Consider the following 24,414-nt stretch of genomic DNA (forward strand, 5'->3'; position numbering starts at 1 on the left):
CGGCGGCGGGCACCGCGATCACCGCGGCACCGATGGCGGCGCCGAGCATCGGTCCCGCGACCAGCCCGGCGGGCAGGAACGGCACCCCGGCGACCAAGCCGGCGACCGCGCCGACCACGGCCGAAGTGGCCGCCAGCGGGGTGCTCGCACCGGCACCGGCCACCGCGCCGACCGCGGCCGCGCCGATGGTCTGGCTGGCGACCCGGTCCGAGCGGCTGCGTTCCATGCCGACCGAGTCGAGGAAGGTTGCCAGGCCCGCCTCGGCGTTGGCGGCGCCGTCGTTGACCTGCGCGGCCTGCTGCGGATCCAGCCAGGCCGGCGACTCGATGGAGACGTCACCGAACCGCAGCTGACCCGGCGGCGGCGCGATGGGCGCCACCGGCTGCACCTGCGTGGGAGCGTGCAGATCACCGAGGGGTGCCAGGTAGGACTTGTCGGGGACCGGACGCGACCACGCGAGCGTGGTGTGCGCGCCGGGCTGGGCGGCCGACTGGCCCGTAGTGGGAGCCGCTGCGAGCGCCTCAGGGGCCGGTACTGCGCCCGGTTCCGCGATCGGTGCCGCCTGCGCGGAACCGCCGAATGCTGCTGTGCCGGGTGCGTGGCCGGTCACCGTGGCCGACTGCGCCGGCTGGGTGGTGGCCGAGGCGGTGCCCGTGCCGACGAGCGCCATGACGAGTGGAACCGCGCCCGCCACAACGATCGACCCGACCTTCTGCCGCTGCGGGTGGATCATCCTGTGCTTGGCTGTGGCCATGATTGCCTTTCATCCGGAGTGAGTCCGATGTCTGTTCGACATTCGGATTCGTCGCACACCCGGATGGGTGGTTTCACAGGCCGATCGGATCAGCCGCCATTGCCGGAAGTTAGCCGGTGGCGCGAGTGCGGTCGGATTCGGTGGGTGCGCTCTCCGGCTTTCCGTCGGCGGCCACCTCGGTGGTGGGTCCCGCGCCGCTGGTCGCGGCCTTCCAGCTGTTCGCCGAGGGGTCGCCGAGCGCCGACATGACCACTTCGGCTTCGCCCTCGTCCTCGCCGTTCATCGCCTCCAGGGCCAATCGGGCGAACACCCACTGCTCGGTGGCCGCCATCTGACCGCGGCTGCGGCCGAGGAAGGTGACGAACCACTGGATGACGGTGATGATCCGGCTGCGGTAGCCGACCAGGTAGTACAGGTGCAGTGCCAGCCACGCCAGCCACGCGATGAACCCGCCGAACTCGAGCTTGCCGACCTGACAGACGGCGCTGAACCGCGACACCGTCGCCATGCTGCCCTTGTTGAAGTACTTGAACGGCTTGCGTTCTTCGGGGGTGTGGCCCTTCAGGCCCGCCTTGATCTGCTTGGCGGCGTAGGTGGAGCCCTGGATCGCGCCCTGGGCCTGACCGGGCACGTTCGGCACCGACATCAGGTCGCCGACGACGAAGACGTTCGGATGTCCCTTGATGGTGAGATCCGGTTCCACGATGACGCGGCCGGCCCGGTCGACCTCGGTGCCGTCGGAGCGGTCGGCGAGCATCTTGCCCAGCGGGCTGGCCTGCACACCGGCCGACCACACCTTGCAGGCGGATTCGATGCGCCGGATGGTGCCGTCGGGGTCCTTCACCGTGACGCCGTGCGCGTCCACATCGGTGACCATGGCGTTGAGCTGGATCTCCACGCCCATCTTCTCCAGCCGCCGCTGCGCCTTACCGCCCAGCTTGGGACCCATCGGCCCGAGCACGGCGCCGGCGCCCTCGACCAGCACCACCCGCGCGTCCCGGGGGTCGATGTTGTGGAAGGTGCCCTCGAGGGTGCGGTCGGCCAATTCGGCGATCTGCCCGGCGAGTTCGACACCGGTCGGGCCCGCGCCGACCACGACGAAGGTCAGCAGGCGCTCGCGCTCTTCCTGCGTGGTCGCCAGCTCCGCCTGCTCGAAGGCGCCGAGGATGCGGCCACGCAGCTCGAGGGCGTCGTCGATGGTCTTCATGCCGGGGGCGAAGGTGGAGAAATGGTCGTTGCCGAAATACGACTGCTGCGCGCCGGTGGCCACGATCAGGCTGTCGAAGGAGGTGACGGTGTCTTGGTTGAGCAGCCGGGAGGTCACCGTCTTGGCCTTCAGGTCGATATCGATGACCTCACCCATCAAGACCTGGGCGTTCTTCTGCTTACGCAGCACCAGCCGGGTGGCCGGCGCGATCTCGCCGACCGAGAGGATGCCGGTGGCGACCTGGTAGAGCAGGGGCTGGAACAGGTGGGTGGAGGTCTTGGAGATCAGGGTGACGTCGACATCGGCGTTCTTGAGGTGCTTGGTCCCGAACAAGCCGCCGAAGCCGGAACCGATCACCACCACCTGGTGACGACGGTTCTCCACGGTTTCAGTGCTCATCGTCGCTGCTCCTCGACAGACTGGGGGGTGACCCCGCCGAACGTTTCTGACATGCCACACGGTAGTCGGCGCCCACGCCATCGTCACGGCGAGATCCCCGATCGCGGGGCGTGTCGGTGCGATCACGCAATGTTGTTCGCTGTAGGAAGTGAAGCCCGATTCCGGTGAAGCCGCCGGAGAACACCCGCAAGCGAATACCATGGAGGTTCCTCGCCCAGGGAGGTCTGCCATGGTCACCGTCGACCGTGCCGCCGTCGAAAAAGCCCGCGTGCGTGTCGAATCGGAGAATTCGGCGCTGATCGAGATCCCGCGCGCGCATCCGATCGATCGGGCGCTGAGCCTGATCCCGGCCCGACGCCGAGTACTCGCCAACCCGCCCTCCGGCAGCACCGCCACCGCCGTCGACGGCGATGCCGGGCTGCCGTATCTCGGCCGCGCGCTGCACTACATGCGCTGGGGACCGGCCGAAATGATGGACCGTTACCGGCGCTACGGACCCGTCACGCTCAACAGCTCGCTGGGGATGGAGCGGGTGCTGGCAGCCGGGCCGCAAGCCATCGATGAGGTGCTCGGCCGCCGCCGCGATTTCGGCCAGGGCTGGGACTATTTCATCGGCCCGTTCTTCCGGCGCGGACTACTGCTGCTGGAATTCGACGAGCACATGTTCCATCGCCGGATCATGCAGCAGGCCTTCACCCGAGAACGGCTCGAGGCGCATCTGGCCGCGCTGACGCCGGTGGTGCGCGAGGTGGTCGACCGCTGGGTGCCGCCCGGCCGCGGCGCCAGTGCCACGGTGAAACTGTTTCCGACCATCAAAGAACTCACCCTCGACATCGCCGGCGAGACGTTCATGGCCGCCGATGTCGGCCCGCAGCGGCGCAGGCTGACCGAGGCGTTCGTCGACTGCACGCACGCTGGGCTGGCCATCGTGCGCCATCCCATGCCGGGTGGCCGCTGGCGGGCCGGGCTGCGCGGGCGCAAGGTGCTCGAGGAGTACTTCACCGCGATGTTGCCGCAGAAGCGGCGCAGCGAGGAGGCCGATTTCTTCTCCGGGCTCTGCCATGCCCGCGACGCCGACGGCTCGGTGTTCAGCGACGCCGACGTGGTCAACCACATGATCTTCCTGATCATGGCCGCCCACGACACCACCACGACCACCGCCACCGCCGTGGCCTACTACCTGGGCAAACATCCGGATTGGCAGCAGCGGGTGCGGGCGGAGGTCAGGGCGGCCGACACTGCCGGGGCGCCGCCGACCATCGCCGAACTGGAGAGCATGCGCGATCTGGATCTGGTGGTGAAGGAAAGCCTGCGGTTGATGCCGCCGGTGCCGGGTCTGGTGCGGCGCGCGGTGCGCGATACCGAGATCTGCGGCCACTACATCCCCGCGGGCACCCCGGTCGATCTGGCCTACCAGGTGAATCATCTGCTGCCGGAGCTGTGGTCCAGCCCGGAGCTGTTCGATCCGGAGCGTTTCAGCGAAGCCCGGCGCGAGGACAAATCGCATCGGCTGGCCTGGATGCCGTTCGGCGCGGGCTCGCACAAGTGCATCGGGATGCACTTCGGCACCTTCGAGGTGAAGACCGTGATCGCGGCACTGGTGCGCGACTACGAGTGGTCGATACCCGAGCCGTATCGCATGCCGTGGGGTTTCACCACGATTCCGTTCCCCCGCGACGACGCGCCGATGCGGTTGCGGCGCATCAGCTGACCGGTTCCGGCTCCGAGTGACCCGCACTCGGAGCCGGGTCTTCGGATCAGCGTCCGGCCAGCAGCATCTCGGCGATCTTGGTGTCGGTGTCGGCACCGTCGGTGTATCCGCCCTGATCGCCCATCGAGGTCATGATCGACAGGGTGTAGCGCTCGCCGGGCCCGGCGAAGCCGACCGAGTTGACCACCCAGCCGCCCTGCTCGGCCGACCAGCCGTTCTTCAGCCCCGGCCGCATCGCGGCGCCGGCGCCCCACACACCCCAGTGCTGGTTCATGTCGACCTTGCGCATCCGGTCGATCAGGTAGTTGCGGTCGTCGGGATGCATCCGGTCGAGCACGTGCGACATCAGCCGGTCCAGGTCGGCGGCGGTGCACTTCTGGAACGACCAGTCGGGGAACAGTGCGGTGCTGGTCGGTTGCGGCACCAGGCCGGTCATGCCGTTGGCCCGGAAGGCGTTGTTGTAGGCCATCCGGTCCAGGCCCGCGTACTTGTTCCACAGCACGTCGGTGGCCTGATCGTTGGAGGTGGCCAGCATCGATTCCATCAGGCCGCGGTCCTCGGGGGAGAGCCCGATGGCGCCGACGCGCGCGCGGTTGAGCAGGTCGGCGGCGATGGCGAGCTTGATGGTCGAGGCGGTCCACACCGAATCCTCGGCATGCTCGTTGGCGTACACGCCGCCGCTCACCCGGTCGCGCAGCACATAGCCGGTGACTCCGGGGCGGTTCTTCAGGTAGGCGTTCACGCCGGCGATCCGGTTGCTCATATCGCAGTCGAAACCGGGCAGGCACGTTTGGCTGTGGGCCAGCGGCGCGGCAGCGGCGGTCGGCAGGATGGCGGGCACACCGGGAAGCGCGATGGCGGCGGCGGCAAGGACACAGGCAGATGCGGCGACGCGGGGTTTGGCCCCGGTAGCGGCCATGGGGGAACGCACGAGGGACCACATTGGCATATCCGTGCGCTCGACGCACGTCTTGAGCTCAGCGGCCACCTGTGCTATTGGCATCGGTAGTCTTGTGTGGCAAGAACTTTCGCGCGGATCAGCGGTGCTGTACCTGTCGTGCCGCGGTGGCGCCTTCGTTGAGGCGATGGCAGTGTTCGAACGCCTCGGCGTGCTGATCGCGCGGCCACGAGTGTAGAACGACGGTGCGCCCGTAGCAGCGCGAATTGACGAGCTCCCAGCGGTCGCCGATGCGGCGGACAGTGAAGCCGCCTCTCGGTACCAGGGGAATCACCATCGCATCCATGAAACGCGAACCAGCCTTTCGGTGCAGTCTCCCGTTCCTCCCCGGGGAAGGACTGTGGCACAGCACCCGGCGGATGCTCCGGCGACACGGCCGAATATCGTTAGGGTATGTGGCCTATGTCACGTGGGGTGCGACGGGCCGCTGCGGTTGCGCGTCGGTCGCTGGGCGTATAACGAGAGCACGAAGCGCCGAGGTGCTCGACCGGGGCCGGTGGTGGTGGGCCGGGCGTGCCGAGGCGGACCGCATCGGAGGAAAGGGCGCGCATGCCGCTGCACATCCATCGCGGCGAACGCGCCGACGTGCTGGCCGACGCTCTGGCCGCACTGCTGGCGCAGCCGTTGCCCGACCCGTTCGCCACCGAAGTGGTCGCGGTGCCGGCCAAGGGTGTGGAACGGTGGCTGACGCAGCGGCTTTCGGGTGTGCTCGGTGTTTCCGCAGCGGCCCGCGGCGACGGTATCGCGGCCAATATCGAGTTCCCTTCACCCGCCGCCCTGGTGGCCGAGGCGCTGGCCGCCGCGGGCGGGGTGGCGCCCGCCGACGATCCGTGGGCGCATGACCGCGTGGTGTGGACGTTGCTGCGGGTGATCGACGCCTCGGTGACCCAGCCCTGGTGTGCGGTGCTGGCCCGGCATCTCGGCCTGCGCGACGGCGAATCGAGCCACCGGGCCGGGCGCCGCTACGCCACCGCCGCGCATCTGGCGACGCTGTTCGACAGCTACGGCGCGCAGCGCCCGCAGCTCATCATCGACTGGGCGGCCGGAGCCGACACCGATGGCGCCGGATCGCCGGTGCCCGGCGATCTGCGCTGGCAGCCGGCCCTGTGGCGCTGCCTGCGCGCGGAGATCGGCACGCCCAGCCCGGCCGAGCGCCTGGCCCCCGCCTGCGACGTCCTGCGCGCCGAACCCGGCATCGTGCGGCTGCCGCAGCGGGTGTCGCTGTTCGGCCCGACCCGATTGCCCGCCGACCAGCTCGCGGTGATCGAGGCGCTGGCCGAGCGCCGCGACGTGCACCTGTGGCTGACCCATCCGAGCCCGGCGATGTGGGATGCGCTCGGCCGCATCGCCCCGGCACCCACCCGGGCCGAGGACCGCACCGCGGCAGCCGTGCAGCACCCGTTGCTCGCGGGTCTGGCTCGTGATGTGCGGGAATTGCAGCAGCGGTTGCCTGCCGCGGCGACCGACCGGCGACATGGTGGAGGCGGTGGCAGTATCGGCGCCGCAGGCCTGCCGAGCTTGCTGCATGTGCTCCAGGACGGTGTCCGCGCCGACCGCTGGCCCGCGACTCCCGTCCTCGCCGACGGCACCGTGCAGGTGCATGCCTGCCATGGCCCGGCGCGGCAGGTGGAGGTGCTGCGCGATTGTCTGCTCGCCATGTTCGCCGCCGACCCGACGCTCGAGCCGCGGGATGTGCTGATCATGTGCCCGGAGGTGGAGGCGTACGCTCCGCTGGTGCGGGCGGCATTCGGGCAGAAAGTGGCGGGATCGGTTGAGCCGGCGGGGGATTCGGGGCGGCCAGGGCATCCGGCGCATCGGTTGCGGGTGCGGTTGGCCGACCGCGGGCGTGCGGTGACCAATCCGCTGCTCGGGGTGATCTCGGTGCTGCTCGAGCTGGCCGACGGGCGCGTCACCGTCACCCAGGTGCTCGATCTGGCCGCTTCGGAAACCGTGCGCCGCCGTTGCGGTTTCGACGACGACGATATCGAGCGGCTGCGTGAGTGGGCGGCAGAGACCGGCGCGCGCTGGGGCATCGGGCAGCGGCAGCGCCAGAGCTTCGGGTTGGCCGATTTCAAACAGAACACCCTCAACAGCGCGGTCGACCGGATCCTGCTCGGCGTCACCGCGGGCGAGAGCTCCGCGGACTGGCTCGACCTCGCGCTGCCGCTCGACGATGTGGACAGCAACGATGTCGATCTCGCCGGCCGGTTCGCCGAGTTCGTCGACCGGCTCGCGGTCGCGCTGCGCGATCTGCGCGGTCCGCGACCCGCCGACGACTGGGCGGCCGCGCTGGCCCGCTCCCTGGACCTGCTGACCGACGTCCCCGAGTCGCAGGCCTGGATCCGCACCGAGGCCCGCCGCGAACTCGCCGCCGCGCTGGCCTTCGCCGGTGATATCGCGCTGCGGCTGGCCGACGTCGCGGTGCTGCTGGCCGGGCGCCTGGCGGCGCGCCCGACCCGGGCCAACTTCCGCACCGGCGAACTGACGGTGTGCACGATGGTGCCGATGCGGTCGGTGCCGCACCGGGTGGTGGTGCTGCTCGGGCTCGACGACGATGTGTTCCCGCGCGCGGGCGCCGTGGACGGTGACGATGTGCTGGCCCGCAACCCGCTGCTCGGCGAGCGCGACCCCCGCGCCGAGGACCGGCAACTGCTGCTGGACGCGATCATGGCCGCGGGTGAGCGGCTGGTGCTGCTGCACACCGGGTCCGACCCGGTCTCCGGAACGCATCGCCCGCCGGCCATCCCGGTGGCCGAACTGCTGGACGTGCTGCGTGCCCACGTGGGACCGGAAGGCATGGCGCAGGTGCTGACGCGCCATCCGCTGCAATCGTTCGATCGTCGCAATTTCCACGCCGAGCGCCCGTTCAGCTTCGATACCGTGGCGCTGGCCGGTGCCCGGGCGGCGGGTGGTGTGCCACGGCCGCGTCCGCCGTTTCTGCCCGAGCCGCTCCCGCCGGCCGAACCGGTGGATATCGGGCTGGCCGAATTGCTGTCGTTCGCCGAACATCCGGTGCGCGCGTTTCTGTGGCAGCGGCTGGGGTTGCGGGTGCCCGACCAGGACGACGACATCGCCGACCGGCTGCCCATCGAGCTGGACGGCCTGGCGAAATGGGATCTCGGCGAACGGATGCTGGCCGCGCGGCTCACCGGCGCCGATCCGGCCGGACTGCGGGCGGCGGAGTGGCGGCGGGGGACGCTGCCGCCGTTCGGCCTGGGCGGCGCGGTGCTCGACGAGGTGGAACACACCGTCGACACCCTGGTGCGGATCGCGCAACCGGAGTACGAACGGCCCGCGCGGGCGGTCGATATCGCGCTCGATCTCGGCGGCGGCCGCCGGTTGACCGGGACCGTGCCCGAGGTGCGCGGTGACACCCTGGTGCGCACCACCTACTCCCGGCTCGCGCCCAAGCACCGGATCACGGCGTGGGTGTCGCTGCTGGCATTGGCCGCCACCGAAGACCGGCCCTGGCGGGCGGTGACCATCGGGCGCGGCCAATTCCGCCGTCCCGCATGGCGTTCGGAGATCACCGCGCCGTCGGCGCCGGAAGCGCTGACGATTCTTCGTGAGCTGGTCGCCCTGCGCGATGCTGGGCTCACCGAGCCGCTGCCGATCGCCACCGCGGCCACCGCCGCCTACGCCGAACGCCGGTTCCGTGGCGGCACGGTGGAGGAGGCGCTGGCCGCCGCCGAACGCGAATTCCTCGGTGGTCCCAATGGTCCCGGCCCCTACGGTGAGCACACCGACCGTCATCTGCGCTACATCTGGGGCTCGGCGCCGCGCCTCGAGGACCTCACGGCGGCGCCGGCGCCACCCGGCGAACCGAGTGAGACCACTCGCTTCGGCGCCCTGTCGCGCCGGCTGTGGGCGCCGCTGCTGCGAGCCGAGGAACAGGGTCAGCCATGACCATTCACCCCCCACCCGCCGCGGCGCCGCCGCTCGACACCGCCTTCGACCCGGTCGGTCCACTGCCCACCGGCACCACGGTGCTCGAGGCCAGCGCGGGCACCGGCAAGACGTATGCGATCGTCGGGCTCGCGGTCCGCTATGTCGCCGAGGCCGGAATCGATATCTCGCAGCTGCTGCTGGTGACCTTCAGCCGTGCCGCCACGCAAGAACTGCGCGAACGCACCAGAAACCGTTTCGTCGGTGTCGCGGCGGCGCTGGCCGACCCGGCGGCCGCGCGGGCGAGCGGGGATGAACTGGTCGAGTACCTGGCCGCTGCCGACGAGGACGAGGTATGGCGCCGCCGCGCCCGGCTGCTGGCGGCCCTGTCGGACTTCGACGCGGGCGCCATCGCGACCACGCACAGCTTCTGTCAGCGCATGCTCGACGAGCTGGGCTTGGCGGGTGAACACGATATGCGCTCGCGGCTGGTCGAGAACGTCGACGAGCTGGCCGAGACCGTCGCCGACGATCTGTACCTGCACCGCTACGCACGCACCGCGCCGCCGTTCACCATCAAGGAGGCGCACACGCTGGCCTTGGCCGCGGTCCGGGACCGGCACGCCCGGCTCGTCCCGGACACCGACGACCTCGCCGGGGAACGGGTCGCGTTCGCGCTGGCGGTGCGCGCCGAGACCGAACGCCGCAAACGCCTCGCTGGCCTGCGCGATTTCGACGACCTGCTGGTGCTGCTGCACGAGGTGCTGACCGATCCCGAGCACGGCCCACGCGCCTGCCTGCGGATCCGCGACCGTTTTCGGGTCGCATTGGTCGACGAATTCCAGGACACCGACCCGTTGCAGTGGGACATCCTGCGCCGCGTCTTCCACGGGCACACCACGATGGTGCTGGTCGGCGACCCCAAACAAGCCATCTACGCCTTCCGCGGTGCGGAGGTGCTGAGCTACCTCGATGCCGTCGGCCATGCCGAGACCCGCAGGGAACTGACCGTGAACTGGCGCAGCGATGCGGGCCTGCTCAGCGCCATCGACCAGGTGATGGGCGGTGCGGCGCTCGGCCACGACGCCATCACGGTCTATCCGGTGGCCGCGACCCGGCCGTGGTCGCGGCTGTCCGGGCCCGGCCGGGACCCCACGCCCTTCCGGCTGCGGGTCCTGCCGCGCACCGGTGCCGGACCGCTCAACAAGGCCGGTTTCCCGACGGTGGGTCGGATGCGGGCCAAGGTCGCCGCCGATCTGGCCGCCGATATCGTGCGGTTGCTGGAATCCGGGACGACCATCGACGCGGGCGAGCATGCGGATCCGCGATCGATCGACCCGGGGGATATCGCGGTGCTGGTGCGCACCCGATCCCAGATCGACGTTGTGCGTGAAGCATTGGACCGGGTGGGGGTTGCCTCGGTCCTGGCGGGCGGCACCAGCGTCTTCGCGACCGAGAGTGCCACCGACTGGCTGTGGGTGATGCGGGCTCTCGAACAACCGCATCGCAGCGATCGGGTGCGACTGGCGGCCTGCACGCCGTTGCTCGGCATCACCGCCGCCGAAATCGACAGTGGCGGAGCGGATCTGGTTGGCCGGGTCAGCGCACAGCTACGCGAAGCCGCTCGGCTGTTCACCCGGGCCGGGTTCGCGGCGGTCTTCGAGAAGCTGTCGGCGGAGTCCGAGCTGGCGCCGCGACTGCTCGGGATCGAGAACGGCGAACGCAGGCTCACCGACCTGCGCCATATCGCACAGCTGCTCGATCAACTCGCCGTCAGCGAGGGCTACGGCCTGACCGCGCTGACCCGATGGCTGGCCGACCGGGTGCGCGATCCCGCCTCCGGCGCCGTCACCGACCGCAGCCGACGGCTGGACCGCGACGCGGCGGCGGTGCAGATCGCGACCGTGCACGCCAGCAAGGGGCTCGAATTCCCGGTCGTCTACCTGCCGTTCGCGTGGGACAGCGCGAGGAATCCCAAGGCCGCGACGCTGCTGTTCCACGACGACGATGTCCGCGTCCTGGATGTCGGCGGCCCGGACGCAGCCGGCTACACCGAGCGCAAACGCCGTGCCGAAGCCGAGGAATCGGGGGAGGAGCTGCGGCTGCTCTATGTCGCGCTGACCCGTGCCATGTGTCAGGTGGTGGCGTGGTGGGCCCCCGCGTTCACCACCGACAACGCGCCATTGCACCGGATGCTGCTCGGCCGTTCCGGCGGTGCGGAGCAGGTCGCGCCGCGCGTGCCGGTGCCGCCGGATTCCGTTGTCGCGGAAAGGCTTATCGCGTGGGCGGCGGCCGGGGGTCCGGCGGTGGCGGTGGAGGTCGTCGACGGTGAGCAGCAGGTGCGGCCGCGGCGGGTGCGGGTCGAGACGATGACCGGCGAACTCGCCGCCGCCGTCTTCGACCGCACGCTCGACCAGCAGTGGCGGCGCACCTCCTACTCGGCGCTGACCGCCGCCGCGCACGCCCTCGCCCCGGACAGCGAACCCGAGGACGGGCGCGGACCCGACGACGAGCCCACCGGGGTTCCGGTGCTCGCCGCCGAACCCGAAACGGGCGCGCCGTCGCTGATGAACGAGCTGCCCTACGGCGCCGAGTTCGGCACCCTGGTGCACGCGGCGCTCGAGCGGGTCGACACCGACGCCGCCGACCTGGCGGCCGAGGTGGATGCCCGCTGCCGGGAGACGGTCGAGGAGATGATGGCCGCCGCCGATCCCGCGCTGCTGGCCACCGCGCTGCTGGCGGTGCTGCGCACGCCGACTCCGTTCGGTGCCCTCGCCGGGATCGCGACCCGGGACCGGTTGTGCGAGCTGGAATTCGAGCTGCCGCTGGCCGGCGGGGACAACGCGAACGAGGATGCGGCGACCCTGCGCGCGATAGCGGGCCTGCTGCGGGCCCATCTGCCCGCCACCGACGACTTCGCTTCCTACGCCGATCGCCTCGACACTCTCGACGACAATCCGCTGCGCGGCTACCTGACCGGCAGTATCGACGCGGTGCTGCGCATCGCGGACGGTCGCTTCGTCATCGTCGACTACAAGACCAACCGGCTCGGCACCGGTGATCTCACCGTCGAGCACTACACCAGGGACCGGATGGCCGCGGAGATGATGCGCTCGCACTATCCGTTGCAGGCGCTGCTGTATTCGGTCGCGCTGCACCGATATCTGCGGTGGCGGCTGCCCGGATACGCACCCGAGCGCCACCTCGGTGGTGCGGCGTACCTGTTCGTGCGCGGCATGATCGGTCCCGACACCCCGCCGGGGCGCGGGGTGTTCGATTGGACGCCGCCCGCCGGGCTGATCACCGATCTGTCGGACCTGCTCGCAGGAGGTGCTGCGTGAAGGCGCGGGCACGGCAGGTGGGCATGGTCGAGGCGGGAAGGCCCGCTGCGCATCGCGGTGCGCGGCGACCGAGGAGGGAGCTGCGGTCGTGACCTCCATTCAGATCGCTCAGCGGGGAACCGGTCTGTTGCGCACCTTCAACGAAGCCGGGGTGCTCTCGGCCGCGGATGTGCATGTCGCGGTGCGGCTGGGGCGGCTCGGCCGGGAAGAGTCCGAATCGGCGCTGTTCGCGGCCGCTTTGGCGGTGCGGGCGGTGCGGTCGGGGTCGGTGTGCCTGGAACTGGCCCGGATGCGCGAGATCGGCATCGACGCCGACGAAACCTGGGACACCACCATCGATCCGGCGACGCTGCCGTGGCCGGAATTCGACGAGGTGCTCGCCGCGCTGCGAGTCAGCCCGCTGGTGGTCGGCGGTACCGCCGGGCCGCTGCGGCCGCTGCGGCTGGTCGAAGGTCGCCGCGAGGGCGGCCCGCTGCTCTACCTGGACCGCTACTACCAGCAGGAACAGACCATCCGGCGGGTGCTCACCGAACGTTCGGACCGGCATCCGGTGGTCGATCCGGCCGTGGTGCGCGGCGAACTCGACCGGCTGTTCACCACGCCCGGCGCGGAACCCGGATCGACCGCACCCGACCGGCAGCGCCTGGCCGCGGCACTCGCCGCAACCCACTGGACCACCGTCGTCGCCGGCGGGCCCGGCACCGGCAAAACCCACACCATCGCCCGCATCATCGCCTTGCTCGACGCCCATCAGCGGGCGAATCCGAAGGCGCCGGCCTTGCGGGTCGCGCTGGCCGCCCCCACCGGTAAGGCCGCGGCGCGGTTGCAGGAAGCGGTGCGCGATCAGGCCGCCGAACTCGGGCTGCCCGAACTGAGCGCCGCCACCCTGCACCGGCTGCTGGGCTGGCAGCGCGGCCGCGGCACCCGGTTCCGGTATCACGAATTCAACCGGCTGCCCTACGACGTCATCGTGGTCGACGAGACCTCGATGGTGTCGCTGACCATGATGAGCAGGCTGATGGCGGCGCTGCGCCCGGATACCAGGCTGGTGCTGGTCGGCGACCCGGATCAGCTCGCCTCGGTCGACGCGGGCGCGGTGCTCGCCGACCTGGTGGCCGGGCCGGTGGTCGGCACCCCGAATCCGGTGCTGGAGCAGATCATCGGCCCGGCCACCGGGTCCGCGGCCGATCCCGAGGCGTTGACCGCGCTGGAACGGACCCGGTTGCGTGGCGGCATCGTCCGGCTCACTCGCGGGCGCCGGTTCGGCGGCCGGATCGCCGATCTGGCGGTGGCGGTGCGGGCCGGCGACTCCGAGACCGCCTTGGGGCTGCTGCGTGACGGCGGTGACGCCCTGTCGCTGTGCGAGCCGGAGGACACCGCCGCCGTCCGCGCCGATGTGGTCACCGCCGCCCAGCAGGTCACCGACGCCGCCCTGGCCGGTGACGCCGCCGCCGCGCTCACCGCCCTGGAATCACATCGCCTGCTGTGCGCCCACCGCCAGGGGCCGTTCGGGGTCGAACGCTGGGACCGGATGGCCGGCGAATGGGCCGCCGCCGCGGGAGCGGGCCCCGATTCCGGTCAACCCACCTGGTACCCGGGACAGCCGCTGCTGGTCACCGCCAACGACCACGAGGCCCGCATCTACAACGGCGACACCGGCGTCGTCATCCGCCAAACCGACGGATCGCTGCGCGTCGCCCTGCAACGCGGCAGCGAACCCTACCTCGTGCATCCGACCCAATTCCCCTCCGTGGTCACCGTTTTCGCCATGACCATCCACCGCAGCCAAGGCAGCCAATACGACGCCGTCACCATCGTCTTGCCCGAACCCGAATCCACCCTGCTCACCCGCGAACTGCTCTACACCGCCATCACCCGTGCCCGCGGCCACGTCCGCATCATCGGCACCGACGCCGCCATCCGCGCCGCCACGGCGCGCCGGGTGCTGCGGGCGAGTGGGTTGAGTCAGCGGGGGGAGTGAAGGTGGCGGCACCGACCCGGATCGCCGATGCCTTCGCTCATGTGATGCAGGTCACTCTCGAGGATGTCACGTTCGGCGGCCCAACTTACGTCTCGGGTGCATCGACGGATTATCAGAAGGGATGCGACGATGCACGAGCACGACGAGACCAAGGGAATGGCACAGCGGGAAATCCTGGTCCTCGGGGCCGGATACACCGGGATGTCGGCGGCGGTGAACCTGGGTGCCCGGGTGAAGAACCGCGAGGATGTGCGGGTGACCGTGATCAATGCCGACGAGCGTTTCGTGGAGCGGCTGCGGCTGCACCAGGTGGCGACCGTGCAACGGCTGGCCGAGTTCGATATCCCGGAGTTGCTGGACAGCATCGGCGTCGGATTCATCCGGGGCCGGGTCGCGGCGATCGACCCCGAGGCGAACACAGTTCGCCTCGATGACCAGCGGCTGCTGCACTACGACCGCCTGGTCTACGCCCTGGGCGGCGTCGCCGACACCGGCCGGGTGCCAGGAGCCGACGAGCACGCCTTCACGCTCGATACTGCCGCGGACGCCACGGCCTTCGCCGCACGCCTGGACCGGCTCGAGGCCGGAACGGTCGTGGTCGGCGGTGCCGGGCTCACCGGTATCGAGTCGGCCGCCGAAATCGCCGAACGGTATCCGCGGCTGCGGGTGCTGCTGCTCGGCCGCGACGAGCCCGGCGCCGCCATGGCCGACAAGCCCCGTGCGTACCTGCGGTCGGTACTGGAACGGCTGGGCGTCGAGGTGCGCACCGGAGCCGAGGTGGTGAAGGTGCTCGCCGATTCGGTCGCGCTGGCCGATGGTGAGAGCATCCACGCCGACGCCGTGCTGTTGACCAGCGGTGTTCGCGCCAATCCGGTCGCGGCCGCGGCAGGCCTTGCGGTCGACGAGCGGGGCCGCATCGTCACCGGGGCCACACTGCGTTCGATCTCGCACCCGAACGTCTACGCTGTCGGCGACGCCGCCGCCATCGAACAGGGGTACGGCCTCATGCACGGCACCTGCCAGAGCGGAATGCCGACCGGCGTGCACGCTGCGGTGTCGCTGGCGCGCGAGTTGAAAGGCAAGCAGCCCAAAGCCTTCCGGTTCGGCTACTACCACACGCCGGTCAGCCTCGGGCGCAACGACGCCGTCATCCAGTTCACCAAGCCGGACAGCTCGCCGCGCCGCTGGTACCTGACCGGCAAGCGCGCAACCTGGTACAAGGAGACGGTGAGCTCAGCACCGTGGCCGACCTTCCAGCGCATGACCCGGTTCCCCGGTTCGGGCGCCATCTGGCCCAGCGGCGGCCGCTACACCCGCCGGGCAGGTGCGCGATGACCGCATCCGATGACGCCCAGCAGCTCTTCGACGAGCACCGCAACCTGCTGTTCGCCGTCGCCTACCGCATCCTCGGCAGCGCCGCCGACGCCGAGGACGCGGTCCAGGATGCCTGGTTGAAATGGTCGACGGTGGACCGCTCCCGCGTCAGCGAGCCGAAAGGCTATCTCGCCCGAATCGTATCCAACCTGGCCATGGACCGGCTGCGCTCCACCCGCCACCAACGCGAAACCTACGTCGGTCCGTGGCTGCCCGAGCCGATCCTGACCACCGGCGACATCGTCGACGACGTCACCGGCGCGGAATCGGTGTCGATGGCGATGCTGGTGGTGCTGGAAACACTCAGCCCGATCGAGCGGGCGGTCTTCGTGCTCAAGGAGGTCTTCGATTTCAGCTATGCCGAAATCGCCCAGGCCGTCGACCGCTCCGAGGACGCGGTGCGCCAGGCCGCGCACCGCGCCCGCGGGCATGTCCAGGCGCGCCGGCCGAGGTTCAGCGCCGACCGCAGCAAGCAGCGCGATGTCACCACCAAGTTCGTCGCGGCGGCGACCGGCGGGGATATCAATACGCTGATGGACCTGCTGGCCCCTGACGTCACCCTGTGGACCGACGGCGGCGGCAAGGTGCGTCAGGCCATGCGACCGGTGGTGGGCGCGGACAAGGTGGCCCCCTGGTTCGCGGCCGTCGGCACCCGCCCCTACCAAGGCGTGGCGCCGGCGGATATGCGAGTCGAGCTGGTCGAGATCAACGGTGCCGCCGGTGTGCTGTTCCGCGGACCCGACCGGGTGATCGCCACCCTCACCGTCACCCTCGACCCCGATGGCCGCATCATCGCCATCCACAACGTCGCCAATCCGGACAAGTTGCAGTCGGTCGCGGAGGGCGCCGTGCACGATCTCGGTAATCGCTGACAAGCTGCGGCACGGTCGCAGACCACTCGCATCGCGATACCCAGAGGGTGCCCTGAACAAGTAGTGCGCTACTCGTGGCAATACCTCTGTGCGACAGCAGAATCGGCGTGTGGCGCCGCTGGTAGCACTGGACGGTTCCATCGGATGGTCGTCGTGAGTCAGGGGATGGTGCATGGCGCGAGATCAGGTGCAGGGGACACGGTCGGTATCAACGGCTCCGAACGCTGTGTGCGGGAGCAGAATACGGACGAAACCCGGCAATAGGCATGCGACGCCGACGTGTGCCGCCCGGAGCGCGGCGCCCTCTCCCGCTCGCTGTCCGGCATACCCGACACCGGCGACCGATCGGACCCCGGCTACCGCATACGTCTTCGCCGAGCGGACCGCCCGTGCTGTCCTCGAAGTCCTCGACAGGCGACGCCCGGTCAAACAGCTGGCGGCGTGGATGAGTCCCGACGTGCACGCTCGGCTGCGCACGCTCGTCGACGCGGAGCTGGTGCCCAGCCGTCGGCTCGGGCCCGCTGTCCTGGTGCGCATCGACGTAGTGATCGACGATGGCCCGGATGCCGAGATATTCGCCCGTTATCGGCGTGGTCCCCGCTACCTCGCGTTGGCCGGGCGAATCACCCACACACGCCGGCACGGCTGGCGCCTCACGGCCCTGCGAATCGGATAGGGACAGGCTGCGCCTTCGTCGCCCCGCCCGCGCCCCGCCCCACCCCAGGCATCCACCAGTTGACCGGCCCCATCAACTGCACCAGCGCCGGTACCAGCAGCATCCGCACCAGGGTCGCGTCGATGATGAGGGCGATGATCATGCCGAGGCCGAGGAAGCGCATGGGGGTGAGGGGGGAGAGGGTGAACGCGCCGGTGACGATGATGAGCAGCACTGCCGCGGCGGTGATGACGCGGGCCGTGCGGAGGGTGCCGGTGCGCACCGATTCGGCCGTTCCCGCCCCGGCGTGATGCGACTCGACCATCCGTGACAGCAGGAACACCTCGTAGTCGGTGGACAGCCCGAACACCACCGCGATGATCAGGACCACCATGCCCGCGGCGAGTGGGCCCGGCGTGACACCGAGCACGCCGGCGAGGTGTCCGTCGTGGAAGATCCAGGTGAGGATGCCGAAGGTGGCGGCGAGGCTGACGAAGGCCATGGCCACCGCCTTGATCGGCAGCACGATCGAGCGGAAGGCGATGCCGAGCAGCAGCAGGGTCGCCACCACCATCACCGCGATCATCCACGGCAGGGCGGCGGTGATCGAGTCCACGCTGTCCATGGTCGCCGCGGTATCGCCACCCACCCGCAGCTCGGTCCCGGCGGGCGGTGCGAGCGCCCGCACCGCCTCGACGACGGCGATCGCGTCGTCGCTGCGGTCGGCACTGTCGAGCATCGCGTGGACGACGACGAAATCGGTTGCCCGCCCGGTCTGGAACACCGGGCCGGCCCCGGGCACGGCACCGATCTCGCGTATCACCTGCGCGACGGTTTCGGCCGGCGGTGGCGCACCGTCGACACCGTGCAGCACCGCGGTCACACCGCTGTTGGCCGCCGGGAAACGGTCGGTGAGTTCCTCGACGGTGGTGCGCATCGGGTTGTCCGGAGGCAGGGCACGATGGTCGATATCGCCGAGGCGCGCGCCGAGCAGCGGTGTCGCCAGCACCAGCAGCACCGCCGTCACCGCCAGCGCGACGATGCCCGGGCGACGCAGCACGGCATCGACCACGCGCCCCCAGAACCGCTCGGTCCGGCCGCGTCCGCGGGAGGCGCCGAGCCTGGTGCCGAACAGTGCGAGCATCGCGGGCAGGACGGTCAGCGACAGCGCCGCCGCCAGCGCGACCGCGGCGATCGCACCGAATCCGAGCGATTTCAGCACCGGCTGCGGGAAAACGAATGTTCCGGCGAAGGCGCAGATCAGCAGCGAGGCCGAGAAGGCGACGGTGCGCCCGGCCGTCGCGCAGGTGCGTTCGATCGCGGCGGGCACGTCGAGCCCGCCGGCCCGCTCCTCCCGGAACCGGGTGACCAGGAACAGGCCGTAGTCGATGGCCATGCCGAGCCCGATCAGCGACGCGATGTTGACCGCGAACGTGGTGACCTCGGTGAACTCGGTCAACGCCCGGATCGCCGCCAACGACCCACCCACCGCGAGCGCGCCGACCAGCACCGGCATCGAGGCAGCGGCAAGACCCCCGAAGACCAGCACCAGGATGAGCAGGGTGATCGGGATGGAAATGGATTCGGCGAGAATCAGATCCTGCTGGGATCGGGTGGTGATCTCGTCGGCCAGCGCGCTGAAACCGGCCAGTTCGGTGTGGATTCCGGGAACCAGCAAATCAGCTTCGACGACTCGAAGGCGGTGATGCGCTGGTTGTCGTCGCCGGCCAGGAAGACCACCGCAAGGCCTTGGCGGCCGTCGGCCGAGCGCAAGAACTGGGTGCGCGGCGGTGTGCTGTTCCAGTAGCTTTCCACCGGCCGCGCCAGCAGGGCGGGGTCGATCCGCTCGATGGCCGCGGTGATCTGCGGGCCGATCTCGTCGAGGCGCTGCCCGTCCGGCGCGGTGTAGACGGCGACGACGTCCGCGCTCGTGGGCCCGACCTGCTCCCGCACCAGGGCGTCGACCCGACTGGATTCGCTACCGGGATCGGTGAATCCGGCCGCGCCCACCTTGTCCGACGCGCTCGCGCCGTAGGCCGCGCACAACAGCATCAGCCCGATCACGACCGCGAGGACGGTGCGCGGACGGGCGATGACCAACCGCGCCCAGGCCCTCATCGCACACTCTCGTCATCGACGGGTACCGCGGCTTCCAGCCCCGCCACGATCCGGTCGAGCAACGCGTCCAGCCGCTCGGCGACGCCGCGGCCGTTCCGCGCGGAGACCGTCAACTCGGATTTTCCACCCGATTCCATCAACCCGAACAGCAGCGGCATCGCCACACTGTGCTGCGGCAGGATCAGCACCGAGGTCGGCCGGAAGCCGGGTGTGGCGAGTTCGTCCAGATCGAATCGGCCCATATGCGAGACCGTGGCCGAGGCGAGGTTGCGGCCGAACCTGGCTCCCAGCCAGTTCAGTGTGTGCAGCAGTGCGCGGCCGGCGGGCTGCGGGATGTCGGCCAGTCCGCTGTTGTCCATCTGATTCAGCTCGAGCCGTTGCGCCAGCCCCGCGCGCTTCATCTCGTTGATCTCGGTCCACGACGTTCCCGCGGTGATGTCGAAGAACAACGGCAGCGCGAGGTTAGCGGTGGACCGCAACTGCGGATCGTGCCGCCGCAGATCCACCGGCATCATGATCCGCGAGGTGCCCGGAGTCCGGTCGGCCAGGATGGCCGCGATCTTGGCCACCGCGCCGGGCGCGCTCGCGGCAACAGTGCGGCGGCGCAACAGATGCCGCGGTTCACCGGAGGCCTGCCGGCCGTGCCCGACGGCGGCGCGGTATTTCGGCAGCATCAGCGTCGGCTTGCCCAGAGCGCCGACGCGCCGCACCAGCTCCTGATCGGCGACCGGATCGGGCATGGGCTCCGGCTCTTCACCACGCAGCGCCGCCAGCACGGCCAACGCCCACGTCACCAGACCCATGCCGTCCATCACCCCGTGGAAGGCCCGGAAGATCAGGGTCACCGGCTGCGTGGTGAGCAGCAGCACCTCACAGGTCGCCTCGTCGGTAGGCCCGATCGGGCTGTGCACCACCGGATCACCGTCGAGCGAGTCGTAGTCGATCGACCAGTCCTCGATCACCCGCACCGCCGCGGGCACACCGCTGTCGACCCAGTCGCGGCCTCGGCGCACCAACCGCGACCCCGGGCACGCGGCCGACGCGATCGCGACCGCCTCCCGCAACCGCTCCGGATCGATCTCGCCCGCACCGGGGAAGACGAGCTGCATGAGGAACGGCGGCGCCAGATCACGCATCGGGAAATACATGCGTTCGGTGGGGGAGATCCGGCGGAACACGGTGCCGGTAGCCATATCTACCTCGTTGATCGGTGTGACGGTTCGCGGGTCAGCGCACCGTCTTGGTGAGTTCGGTGACGCCGCCGTTGCCGGCGAGCCAGGTCAGGAAGGACGCGAGACCCGTGTCCCGGTCGATGATCGGCCGATAGCCGAGATCCCGGGCCGCGGCAGTGGTGTCGTAGGTGGCCGAGCGAGTGAGCAACGCGACCACATACCGCGACAGCGGCGGCGACCAGCGGGTAGCCACCGGCGGCAATCGCCAGATCGTCTCGATCACCGCGACGGCGGCACGCACCACCCGCGGATTCGGGGTTCGGCTCGGCGGGGCGTAGCCGAGGTCGGCGGCGACGGCGGCGAGGAAGCCCCAGACATCGGTGCGTTCGGCGTCGGCGATGAAGTAGGCCTTACCGCCTACCGCGTCGCCATCGACGGTCGCGGCCTTCACGCAGGCGTCGACGATATTGTCGACATGGCACAGCGACGCGTACACGGTGCGGCCGAATGACAGGTCGGGCAGCGCGCCCTCGGCGGTGCGCCCGAGCAGCCGCACGATCGGCCCGGAGCGGTCGCCGGCACCCCAGATCGCGCGTGGCCGCAGCGCGCAGGTGCGGAAACCGGGTGTGTCGGCGACCAGCACCGCGCGTTCGGCGGCGGCCTTGGTCTCGGAGTACAGGTTCAGGTATCTGCGCGGATACGGCAGCGATTCGTCGACGTCGAGCTGATCGCCGCCGTCGCGGTCCATCAGCGCGCTCGGGCTGGAGATGAACACGAAACGCGCGGCGCCGTGCCCGCGGGCGGCGTCGAGCAGAACTTCGGTCGCGCGGACGTTTTCGGCCCAGAACTGGCGGCGGCTGCCGCGTTCGTCGACCCGGGCGGCGCTGTGGAACACCACATCGATGCCCTCGGTCGCCCGCCGTAGCGAGGCTTCGTCGGTCAGATCGCCGGTGACCACCCGGACACCGTCGAGTTCGCCCAGGTCGCCGAGGTGGCTGGTGCGGCGCACCAGTATCGACACCTCGTGCTCGCCGTCGCGCACCAGTCGCCGCACCAGCGCCCCGCCCAGGAAGCCGGAGGCGCCCGTCACCAGGACCTTCATCGTGTGTCCTCCCGTTGTCCGTGGTCTGCGGTGCGCCACCAGGTGAGCCCGAAAATCTGTGTCATGAGCGCTATTTCGGTCGGCGAGCGGCCGCTGTGGCGGGCGGCGCGCAGGGCGAACGGAATCTGCGCCGCGTGCACGACGATGCTCAGGAACGCATCGATCCACCACAGGGCGCGTGGCAGCCGGTGCGCTGGTGCACGCCGGGTCGACGCGGCGATGAGCCCGGCGACCAGGTACAACCAGCCGATGATGGGGATCGCGCGCAGGACTGTCGTTCTCATTGCGCCCCACTTCCGCGCAATTGCCTCGCGGCCCAGACCGCCAGTTCTTCCCGGCCGATCTTGGCGTTGTGCCTGATGTCGACGGGGAACGATGGATGAATCAGGAAGTGATCGACGTCGGCGGTGAGTTCGGACCGCGCGGCCAGCGCCCGCAGGGCCGACACCACCGACGCGGTGTCCGCGCCGGCTTCCGGTTCCACACACAGCACCGGACGCTGCGCACCCGGTGCACCCACGCCGACCAGGGCGGTCCGCGCTACCCCGGCCACGGTGTTGAAGATCTGCTCGACTTGGACGGTGAACATCGGTCCCGCGGTGGTGACGACGCGCTGAGACTTGCGTCCGCAGAACCAGATCCGGCCCTGCTCGTCGATGGTGGCCAGGTCGCCGGTGCGATGCCAGATGCGTGTGCCGTCGGCGATCTTGCCCGCGGTGTTGGCCCGGTCCGGCCAGTAGTACCGGGTGCTGACGTTCGGGCCCGCGACCACGAGCTCGCCGATTCCGCGCGTGCCGGCCAGTTCCGGCGCGCGTTTCTCGGCGTCGGCCCAGGTCGGCAGCGGGTCATCGGTGATGGCGATGATGCGGGCCTCGATCCGGTCCGAGGGGCGCCCGATACACACGCCCGCCCCGCGTCGAGTCGGCTCCACCAGACCGTCCAGCAGTTCCCGCGATTCGATGGTCGCCATCGGCAGGGCCTCGGTCGAGCCGTAGCCGGCGTAGACCTCGGCGTCGTCGTGCAGCACCTCGCGCAGCCCGGCGATGCACCAGTGCGGTACCGGCGCGCCGCCGGAGAAGACGCTGTCCAGGGTCGGCAACGGTGTCGGCCGCCGCCGCAGCTCGCGCAGCAGCGGGATCAGCACCGCGGGGGAGGCGAACATCGTGCGCACCCCGAACCGGGTGATCGCGTCGATCACGTGCGCCGGATCGGTGGACCCGACCTTGCTCGGGATCAGCGGCGGCAGCACACACCGCGCGCCGAGCAGCAGATCGAGGATCCCGACCAGGGGCAGGGTGATCAACGAGGTCTCCGGCGCGACGCCACCACGCGCGGTATGCACCTGTTCGACCATCGCGGCCAGATTGCCGTGGGTGAGTTCGACCGCCTTGGCTGGTCCGGTGCTGCCGGTGGTGAAGGCGATCAGCAAGACCTCGTCCGGATCCGCCGGTGCCCGGTCGAGTCCCGCACCACTCGGCTCGCGCCCCCATTCGGCCAGCGTGTCGCCGCCCCAGCACCACCGCCGCCCGACGGTGACGCTGGTGCGCACCCGCCGGAAGCTGCGCCGGAACAGCACCCGGACCGCATGCGCCTGCGGTATCCCGATGAAGGCTTCGGCCTCGACCGCGCGCAGGCAGTGCACCATTTTGCGCAGGCCCATCCCCGGGTCGATGACCACCGGCACCGCGCCGATCTTCAACAGCCCGAGCATGATCGCGTACAGCTGCGGGCTCGGCAGCACCAGCACGATGGTGCGGGTTCCGGCGCCGACCCCGTCGGCGGTGAGACGCTCGGCGATGGTGTCGGACCAGCGATCCAGCTCGCGGTAGCTCAACGTCCGATAGGTGGGCGCCCCGCCGCCCTCGGGCACGTGCGCGGGGAAGATCACCGCCTCGCGTTCCGGGTCGCTCTGGGCGACCGCCCGGAACCGATCGATGGCCTGCCAGTAGGTCGCCGTGCTCACGCAGCGGCTCCGGCGGTGGCCACGCGCTCGGGCAGCCGGTACAGCACCGCTGCCGCCGACGGGCCCGCACCCGCGGCGACGAACAGCACATGCGTGTGCCCGTCGAGACCATTGCCGGCGGCCGCCAGGTCGTAGGCGTGGGTGAGGGCGGCGGTGTGTGGGTCGCCGTCGGTGAGATCGGGGAGCAGAACCGAATCTGCCGCGATACCAAGGGATTCGGCGAGCCGGGCGGGGAAGTCCGGGCTCGGCGTCGAAGCGATGAGTGCGGTGCCGGACAGGTCGGCGTGACCCGAGTCGCCCAGTGCGGCCAGTGCCGCCTCCGACGCGAGCGCCAGCAGCCGCTGCTCGACATCGGGTTCGCGCACCACCGTCATCAGGCTGCGGCCGACCGTGCCCATGGTCGCGGTATCGACGTAGGCCTCGATGCCGGGACCGCCGGCGCCGCTGAGGCTGTGCACCCGGCCGAAACCTTCGGCGCCGCTGGTGGATTCGAGTAGCAGCGCGGCGCCCGAGCTCGCGTACGGGAAGTCCTCGGTGGCGGCGGTGCGGGTCAGCGAGGGGTGGGTGTCGCCGGAGACGATCAGTACGTGCGTCGCGCTGCCGGTCTCCAGGATGGCGGTGCCGACCCGGACCGCGTCGAGTACCCCGACCGCGCCGTTCATCAGGTCGAAGGAGAACGTGCGCGGGTCGTCGACGCCGTATTCGAGCCCGATCCCGGCGGCCTTCTGGATCAGGGCCGAGACCGCGGGCTCCACGGTGTTCGAGTCGCGGTAGATCCCCGCGTTGATCAGCACCCCGATCTGGTCGGGCCGCACCCCGGCCCGTTCCAGGCAGTGTCGCGCGGCCCGGCCGCTGTTCTCGACGACGCTGCGGGTGTCCTCGGCCCGGCTGACAGCGGTGGCGGTGATACGTACGCCCATGA

16 protein-coding genes and 1 pseudogene are annotated in these 24,414 nt (G+C 70.4%); 7 read left to right on the top strand and 10 right to left on the bottom strand.

The window, feature by feature from the left end:
• Positions 1-754 (bottom strand): hypothetical protein (locus RJ05_RS11210; RefSeq protein ID WP_051016431.1); only part of this gene is annotated, 754 nt, incomplete at its 3' end.
• 109 nt (positions 755-863) lie between these two features.
• The gene (locus RJ05_RS11215) at positions 864-2,360 is read right to left on the bottom strand and encodes an NAD(P)/FAD-dependent oxidoreductase (protein WP_036536568.1); all 1,497 of its coding nucleotides are present in this window, start codon (positions 2,358-2,360) and stop codon (positions 864-866) included.
• Between the two features lie 229 nt (positions 2,361-2,589).
• On the opposite strand from RJ05_RS11215, the gene RJ05_RS11220 reads away from it, so the two are divergent.
• A complete protein-coding gene (locus tag RJ05_RS11220) occupies positions 2,590-4,071 on the top strand; it encodes a cytochrome P450 (RefSeq protein ID WP_036536569.1) in 1,482 nt (493 codons plus the stop codon).
• A 46-nt stretch (positions 4,072-4,117) separates the two neighbouring features.
• Here the strand turns inward: RJ05_RS11220 and RJ05_RS11225 are convergent, their stop codons facing one another.
• Both RJ05_RS11225 and RJ05_RS11230 read right to left on the bottom strand, forming a co-directional pair.
• Positions 4,118-5,014: a serine hydrolase gene (locus RJ05_RS11225; RefSeq protein ID WP_081597282.1), complete on the bottom strand. Its 897-nt coding sequence runs from the start codon at positions 5,012-5,014 to the stop codon at positions 4,118-4,120.
• A gap of 94 nt (positions 5,015-5,108) precedes the next feature.
• A complete protein-coding gene (locus RJ05_RS11230) occupies positions 5,109-5,315 on the bottom strand; it encodes a hypothetical protein (RefSeq protein ID WP_036536571.1) in 207 nt (68 codons plus the stop codon).
• A gap of 263 nt (positions 5,316-5,578) precedes the next feature.
• Between RJ05_RS11230 and recC the strand changes: the two genes are divergently transcribed.
• From recC to RJ05_RS32245, 6 genes are all read left to right on the top strand, one after another.
• Positions 5,579-8,935 (top strand): exodeoxyribonuclease V subunit gamma, encoded by a 3,357-nt coding sequence (recC, locus tag RJ05_RS11235; protein WP_036536573.1) that lies wholly within the window; start codon positions 5,579-5,581, stop codon positions 8,933-8,935.
• Positions 8,932-12,255 carry a UvrD-helicase domain-containing protein gene (locus tag RJ05_RS11240; RefSeq protein ID WP_036536575.1) on the top strand — a complete coding sequence of 1,108 codons (3,324 nt, stop codon included), beginning with the start codon at positions 8,932-8,934 and terminating at the stop codon, positions 12,253-12,255. Before recC ends, RJ05_RS11240 begins: the two co-directional genes overlap by 4 nt.
• 88 nt (positions 12,256-12,343) lie before the next feature.
• Positions 12,344-14,236: an exodeoxyribonuclease V subunit alpha gene (gene recD / locus RJ05_RS11245; RefSeq protein WP_036536578.1), complete on the top strand. Its 1,893-nt coding sequence runs from the start codon at positions 12,344-12,346 to the stop codon at positions 14,234-14,236.
• Positions 14,237-14,365: 129 nt separating this feature from the next.
• Positions 14,366-15,571: an NAD(P)/FAD-dependent oxidoreductase gene (locus RJ05_RS11250; RefSeq protein WP_036536580.1), complete on the top strand. Its 1,206-nt coding sequence runs from the start codon at positions 14,366-14,368 to the stop codon at positions 15,569-15,571.
• Positions 15,568-16,482, top strand: a complete 915-nt coding sequence (locus RJ05_RS11255) for an RNA polymerase sigma-70 factor (protein WP_036536582.1) — start codon at positions 15,568-15,570, stop codon at positions 16,480-16,482. The genes RJ05_RS11250 and RJ05_RS11255 overlap by 4 nt, the downstream gene beginning before the upstream one ends.
• Before the next feature lie 172 nt (positions 16,483-16,654).
• Positions 16,655-17,158 (top strand): Rv3235 family protein, encoded by a 504-nt coding sequence (locus RJ05_RS32245; protein WP_234012278.1) that lies wholly within the window; start codon positions 16,655-16,657, stop codon positions 17,156-17,158.
• Here RJ05_RS32245 and RJ05_RS11265 read toward each other — a convergent pair.
• From RJ05_RS11265 to RJ05_RS11290, 6 genes and pseudogenes are all read right to left on the bottom strand, one after another.
• Positions 17,136-19,255: pseudogene (locus tag RJ05_RS11265) on the bottom strand (MMPL family transporter). The gene RJ05_RS32245 and the pseudogene RJ05_RS11265 overlap by 23 nt on opposite strands.
• Positions 19,252-20,448, bottom strand: coding sequence for a hypothetical protein (locus RJ05_RS11270; protein WP_036536584.1), 1,197 nt, complete (start codon positions 20,446-20,448; stop codon positions 19,252-19,254). Before RJ05_RS11270 ends, RJ05_RS11265 begins: the two are co-directional and overlap by 4 nt.
• A 34-nt stretch (positions 20,449-20,482) precedes the next feature.
• On the bottom strand, positions 20,483-21,529 hold the full coding sequence (locus tag RJ05_RS11275; protein ID WP_051016433.1) for an NAD-dependent epimerase/dehydratase family protein: 1,047 nt from the start codon (positions 21,527-21,529) through the stop codon (positions 20,483-20,485).
• Complete coding sequence (locus tag RJ05_RS11280; RefSeq protein WP_036536586.1) at positions 21,526-21,813, bottom strand: hypothetical protein; 288 nt, start codon at positions 21,811-21,813, stop codon at positions 21,526-21,528. Before RJ05_RS11280 ends, RJ05_RS11275 begins: the two co-directional genes overlap by 4 nt.
• Positions 21,810-23,492 (bottom strand): fatty acid CoA ligase family protein, encoded by a 1,683-nt coding sequence (locus RJ05_RS11285; RefSeq protein ID WP_051016434.1) that lies wholly within the window; start codon positions 23,490-23,492, stop codon positions 21,810-21,812. Before RJ05_RS11285 ends, RJ05_RS11280 begins: the two co-directional genes overlap by 4 nt.
• Positions 23,489-24,412, bottom strand: coding sequence for a beta-ketoacyl-[acyl-carrier-protein] synthase family protein (locus tag RJ05_RS11290; RefSeq protein ID WP_036536608.1), 924 nt, complete (start codon positions 24,410-24,412; stop codon positions 23,489-23,491). Before RJ05_RS11290 ends, RJ05_RS11285 begins: the two co-directional genes overlap by 4 nt.
• Between the last annotated feature and the right edge of the window lie 2 nt (positions 24,413-24,414).

The sequence above is a fragment of the Nocardia cyriacigeorgica NBRC 100375 genome (assembly GCF_000308555.1).
Classification (GTDB): domain Bacteria; phylum Actinomycetota; class Actinomycetes; order Mycobacteriales; family Mycobacteriaceae; genus Nocardia; species Nocardia cyriacigeorgica.

What these genes read in the sequence shown, in the direction of transcription:
- RJ05_RS11240 (WP_036536575.1), top strand. Translation starts at nt 8,932, where the DNA reads ATGACCATTCACCCCCCACCCGCCGCGGCGCCGCCGCTCGACACCGCC.
- RJ05_RS11290 (WP_036536608.1), bottom strand. Translation starts at nt 24,412, where the DNA reads ATGGGCGTACGTATCACCGCCACCGCTGTCAGCCGGGCCGAGGACACC.
- RJ05_RS11215 (WP_036536568.1), bottom strand. Translation starts at nt 2,360, where the DNA reads ATGAGCACTGAAACCGTGGAGAACCGTCGTCACCAGGTGGTGGTGATC.
- RJ05_RS32245 (WP_234012278.1), top strand. Translation starts at nt 16,655, where the DNA reads ATGGCGCGAGATCAGGTGCAGGGGACACGGTCGGTATCAACGGCTCCG.
- recC (WP_036536573.1), top strand. Translation starts at nt 5,579, where the DNA reads ATGCCGCTGCACATCCATCGCGGCGAACGCGCCGACGTGCTGGCCGAC.
- RJ05_RS11225 (WP_081597282.1), bottom strand. Translation starts at nt 5,014, where the DNA reads ATGTGGTCCCTCGTGCGTTCCCCCATGGCCGCTACCGGGGCCAAACCC.
- RJ05_RS11270 (WP_036536584.1), bottom strand. Translation starts at nt 20,448, where the DNA reads ATGGCTACCGGCACCGTGTTCCGCCGGATCTCCCCCACCGAACGCATG.
- RJ05_RS11250 (WP_036536580.1), top strand. Translation starts at nt 14,366, where the DNA reads ATGCACGAGCACGACGAGACCAAGGGAATGGCACAGCGGGAAATCCTG.
- RJ05_RS11255 (WP_036536582.1), top strand. Translation starts at nt 15,568, where the DNA reads ATGACCGCATCCGATGACGCCCAGCAGCTCTTCGACGAGCACCGCAAC.
- RJ05_RS11220 (WP_036536569.1), top strand. Translation starts at nt 2,590, where the DNA reads ATGGTCACCGTCGACCGTGCCGCCGTCGAAAAAGCCCGCGTGCGTGTC.
- RJ05_RS11280 (WP_036536586.1), bottom strand. Translation starts at nt 21,813, where the DNA reads ATGAGAACGACAGTCCTGCGCGCGATCCCCATCATCGGCTGGTTGTAC.
- RJ05_RS11275 (WP_051016433.1), bottom strand. Translation starts at nt 21,529, where the DNA reads ATGAAGGTCCTGGTGACGGGCGCCTCCGGCTTCCTGGGCGGGGCGCTG.
- RJ05_RS11230 (WP_036536571.1), bottom strand. Translation starts at nt 5,315, where the DNA reads ATGGATGCGATGGTGATTCCCCTGGTACCGAGAGGCGGCTTCACTGTC.